This window comes from Streptomyces aurantiaciflavus, assembly GCF_049808595.1.
GTDB lineage: Bacteria > Actinomycetota > Actinomycetes > Streptomycetales > Streptomycetaceae > Streptomyces.
On sequence record NZ_JBNCAQ010000075.1, the window covers coordinates 1 to 5,229 of the forward strand.

The window sequence follows — 5,229 nt, forward strand, 5'->3', positions numbered from 1 at the left end:
ACCGAAGGGAAGCGCCCGGAGGAAAGCCTGAGAGAGTCTCTCGGGTGAGTACAAAGGAAGCGTCCGTTCCTTGAGAACTCAACAGCGTGCCAAAAATCAACGCCAGATATGTTGATACCCCGTCCCCGGCAGTGATAGCCGAGGATGAGGTTCCTTTGAAAAAACACAGCGAGGACGCTGTGAGCGAGAGGATTATTCCTCCTCTCGTTCCGCTCTCGTGTGTGTGCACCGGATTACCGGTAAACATTCACGGAGAGTTTGATCCTGGCTCAGGACGAACGCTGGCGGCGTGCTTAACACATGCAAGTCGAACGATGAAGCCCTTCGGGGTGGATTAGTGGCGAACGGGTGAGTAACACGTGGGCAATCTGCCCTTCACTCTGGGACAAGCCCTGGAAACGGGGTCTAATACCGGATACCACTCTCGCGGGCATCTGTGAGGGTTGAAAGCTCCGGCGGTGAAGGATGAGCCCGCGGCCTATCAGCTTGTTGGTGAGGTAACGGCTCACCAAGGCGACGACGGGTAGCCGGCCTGAGAGGGCGACCGGCCACACTGGGACTGAGACACGGCCCAGACTCCTACGGGAGGCAGCAGTGGGGAATATTGCACAATGGGCGAAAGCCTGATGCAGCGACGCCGCGTGAGGGATGACGGCCTTCGGGTTGTAAACCTCTTTCAGCAGGGAAGAAGCGAAAGTGACGGTACCTGCAGAAGAAGCGCCGGCTAACTACGTGCCAGCAGCCGCGGTAATACGTAGGGCGCAAGCGTTGTCCGGAATTATTGGGCGTAAAGAGCTCGTAGGCGGCTTGTCACGTCGGGTGTGAAAGCCCGGGGCTTAACCCCGGGTCTGCATTCGATACGGGCTAGCTAGAGTGTGGTAGGGGAGATCGGAATTCCTGGTGTAGCGGTGAAATGCGCAGATATCAGGAGGAACACCGGTGGCGAAGGCGGATCTCTGGGCCATTACTGACGCTGAGGAGCGAAAGCGTGGGGAGCGAACAGGATTAGATACCCTGGTAGTCCACGCCGTAAACGGTGGGAACTAGGTGTTGGCGACATTCCACGTCGTCGGTGCCGCAGCTAACGCATTAAGTTCCCCGCCTGGGGAGTACGGCCGCAAGGCTAAAACTCAAAGGAATTGACGGGGGCCCGCACAAGCAGCGGAGCATGTGGCTTAATTCGACGCAACGCGAAGAACCTTACCAAGGCTTGACATACACCGGAAAACCCTGGAGACAGGGTCCCCCTTGTGGTCGGTGTACAGGTGGTGCATGGCTGTCGTCAGCTCGTGTCGTGAGATGTTGGGTTAAGTCCCGCAACGAGCGCAACCCTTGTTCTGTGTTGCCAGCATGCCCTTCGGGGTGATGGGGACTCACAGGAGACCGCCGGGGTCAACTCGGAGGAAGGTGGGGACGACGTCAAGTCATCATGCCCCTTATGTCTTGGGCTGCACACGTGCTACAATGGCCGGTACAAAGAGCTGCGATACCGTGAGGTGGAGCGAATCTCAAAAAGCCGGTCTCAGTTCGGATTGGGGTCTGCAACTCGACCCCATGAAGTCGGAGTTGCTAGTAATCGCAGATCAGCATTGCTGCGGTGAATACGTTCCCGGGCCTTGTACACACCGCCCGTCACGTCACGAAAGTCGGTAACACCCGAAGCCGGTGGCCCAACCCCTTGTGGGAGGGAGCTGTCGAAGGTGGGACTGGCGATTGGGACGAAGTCGTAACAAGGTAGCCGTACCGGAAGGTGCGGCTGGATCACCTCCTTTCTAAGGAGCACTTCTAGGCAGCCGCAAGGCTGTCCAGAGGCCAGTACATCGGCGAACGTCCGGTGCTGGTTGCTCATGGGTGGAACGTTGATTATTCGGCCTGGTTCACGGGTCGGAGGCTGCTAGTACTGCTCGCAAGAGCGTGGAACGCATGATCTCCGGACGGGGCCTGGCCGGGCACGCTGTTGGGTGTCTGAGGGCACGGCCGTAACGGTCTGTCTTCGGATGCCGGCCCCAGTGAACTCCAGCTTCGGTTGGGGGTGATGGGTGGCTGGTCGTTGTTTGAGAACTGCACAGTGGACGCGAGCATCTGTGGCCAAGTTTTTAAGGGCGCACGGTGGATGCCTTGGCACCAGGAACCGATGAAGGACGTGGGAGGCCGCGATAGTCCCCGGGGAGTCGTCAACCAGGCTTTGATCCGGGGGTTTCCGAATGGGGAAACCCGGCAGTCGTCATGGGCTGTCACCCACTGCTGAACACATAGGCAGTGTGGAGGGAACGCGGGGAAGTGAAACATCTCAGTACCCGCAGGAAGAGAAAACAACCGTGATTCCGGGAGTAGTGGCGAGCGAAACTGGATGAGGCCAAACCGTATGCGTGTGAGACCCGGCAGGGGTTGCGCATGCGGGGTTGTGGGATCTCTCTTCTGTCGTCTGCCGGCGGCAGGACGAGTCAGAAACCGTTGATGTAGGCGAAGGACATGCGAAAGGTCCGGCGTAGAGGGTAAGACCCCCGTAGTCGAAACGTCAGCGGCTCGTTTGAGAGACACCCAAGTAGCACGGGGCCCGAGAAATCCCGTGTGAATCTGGCGGGACCACCCGCTAAGCCTAAATATTCCCTGGTGACCGATAGCGGATAGTACCGTGAGGGAATGGTGAAAAGTACCCCGGGAGGGGAGTGAAATAGTACCTGAAACCGTGTGCCTACAAGCCGTGGGAGCGTCGGAACAAGGCTTGCCTTGTTCTCGTGACTGCGTGCCTTTTGAAGAATGAGCCTGCGAGTTTGCGGTGTGTTGCGAGGTTAACCCGGGTGGGGTAGCCGTAGCGAAAGCGAGTCCGAAGAGGGCGTTTCAGTAGCACGCTCAAGACCCGAAGCGGAGTGATCTAGCCATGGGCAGGTTGAAGCGGAGGTAAGACTTCGTGGAGGACCGAACCCACCAGGGTTGAAAACCTGGGGGATGACCTGTGGTTAGGGGTGAAAGGCCAATCAAACTCCGTGATAGCTGGTTCTCCCCGAAATGCATTTAGGTGCAGCGTCGTGTGTTTCTTGCCGGAGGTAGAGCACTGGATAGGCGATGGGCCCTACCGGGTTACTGACCTTAGCCAAACTCCGAATGCCGGTAAGTGAGAGCGCGGCAGTGAGACTGTGGGGGATAAGCTCCATGGTCGAGAGGGAAACAGCCCAGAGCATCGACTAAGGCCCCTAAGCGTACGCTAAGTGGGAAAGGATGTGGAGTCGCACAGACAACCAGGAGGTTGGCTTAGAAGCAGCCACCCTTGAAAGAGTGCGTAATAGCTCACTGGTCTAGTGATTCCGCGCCGACAATGTAGCGGGGCTCAAGCGTACCGCCGAAGTCGTGTCATTGCGATATATACCCCCAACGGGGATCGTGATGGGTAGGGGAGCGTCGTCTGCCGGGTGAAGCAGCACCGGAAGGTAGTTGTGGACGGTTGACGAGTGAGAATGCAGGCATGAGTAGCGATTCACACGTGAGAAACGTGTGCGCCGATTGACTAAGGGTTCCTGGGTCAAGCTGATCTGCCCAGGGTAAGTCGGGACCTAAGGCGAGGCCGACAGGCGTAGTCGATGGATAACCGGTTGATATTCCGGTACCCGCTGTGAAGCGTCAAACATCGAACCAGGCGATGCTAAGTCCGTGAAGCCGTCCCGGAGCCTTCGGGCAAAGGGAAGTGGTGGAGCCGACGGACCAGACTTGCAGTAGGTGAGTGATGGGGTGACGCAGGAAGGTAGTCCATCCCGGGCGGTGGTTGTCCCGGGGTAAGGGTGTAGGCCGTGCGATAGGTAAATCCGTCGCACATAAGGCTGAGACCTGATGCCGAGCCGATTGTGGTGAAGTGGATGATCCTATGCTGTCGAGAAAAGCCTCTAGCGAGTTTCATGGCGGCCCGTACCCTAAACCGACTCAGGTGGTCAGGTAGAGAATACCGAGGCGTTCGGGTGAACTATGGTTAAGGAACTCGGCAAAATGCCCCCGTAACTTCGGGAGAAGGGGGGCCACACCTGGTGATGGGCTTTACGTCCTGAGCTGGGGGTGGCCGCAGAGACCAGCGAGAAGCGACTGTTTACTAAAAACACAGGTCCGTGCGAAGCCGTAAGGCGATGTATACGGACTGACGCCTGCCCGGTGCTGGAACGTTAAGGGGACCGGTTAGTCGAGATTCGTCTCGGCGAAGCTGAGAACTTAAGCGCCAGTAAACGGCGGTGGTAACTATAACCATCCTAAGGTAGCGAAATTCCTTGTCGGGTAAGTTCCGACCTGCACGAATGGCGTAACGACTTCTCGACTGTCTCAACCATAGGCCCGGTGAAATTGCACTACGAGTAAAGATGCTCGTTTCGCGCAGCAGGACGGAAAGACCCCGGGACCTTTACTACAGTTTGATATTGGTGTTCGGTTCGGCTTGTGTAGGATAGCTGGGAGACTGTGAAGTCCCAACGCCAGTTGGGGTGGAGTCGTCGTTGAAATACCAGTCTGGTCGTGCTGGATGTCTAACCTGGGTCCGTGATCCGGATCAGGGACAGTGTCTGATGGGTAGTTTAACTGGGGCGGTTGCCTCCTAAAGGGTAACGGAGGCGCCCAAAGGTTCCCTCAGCCTGGTTGGCAATCAGGTGTTGAGTGTAAGTGCACAAGGGAGCTTGACTGTGAGACCGACGGGTCGAGCAGGGACGAAAGTCGGGACTAGTGATCCGGCGGTGGCTTGTGGAAGCGCCGTCGCTCAACGGATAAAAGGTACCCCGGGGATAACAGGCTGATCTTCCCCAAGAGTCCATATCGACGGGATGGTTTGGCACCTCGATGTCGGCTCGTCGCATCCTGGGGCTGGAGTCGGTCCCAAGGGTTGGGCTGTTCGCCCATTAAAGCGGTACGCGAGCTGGGTTTAGAACGTCGTGAGACAGTTCGGTCCCTATCCGCTGTGCGCGTAGGAGTCTTGAGAAGGGCTGTCCCTAGTACGAGAGGACCGGGACGGACGAACCTCTGGTGTGCCAGTTGTTCTGCCAAGGGCATGGCTGGTTGGCTACGTTCGGGAGGGATAACCGCTGAAAGCATCTAAGCGGGAAGCCTGCTTCGAGATGAGGACTCCCACCCACTTGATGGGGTAAGGCTCCCAGTAGACGACTGGGTTGATAGGCCGGATCTGGAAGCACGGTAACGTGTGGAGGTGACCGGTACTAATAGGCCGAGGGCTTGTCCTCAGTTGCTCGCGTCCACTGTGTT

At 57.7% G+C, this 5,229-nt stretch carries 2 rRNA genes; both read left to right on the top strand.

The features are described 5' to 3' along the window. The first annotated feature begins 246 nt into the window (after window positions 1-246). Window positions 247-1,772 (top strand): 16S ribosomal RNA (locus ACPT94_RS42045). Between the two features lie 314 nt (window positions 1,773-2,086). Further along, window positions 2,087-5,207, top strand: a 23S ribosomal RNA gene (locus ACPT94_RS42050). The 16S and 23S rRNA genes sit together here, the layout of an rRNA operon. Window positions 5,208-5,229: the final 22 nt, after the last annotated feature.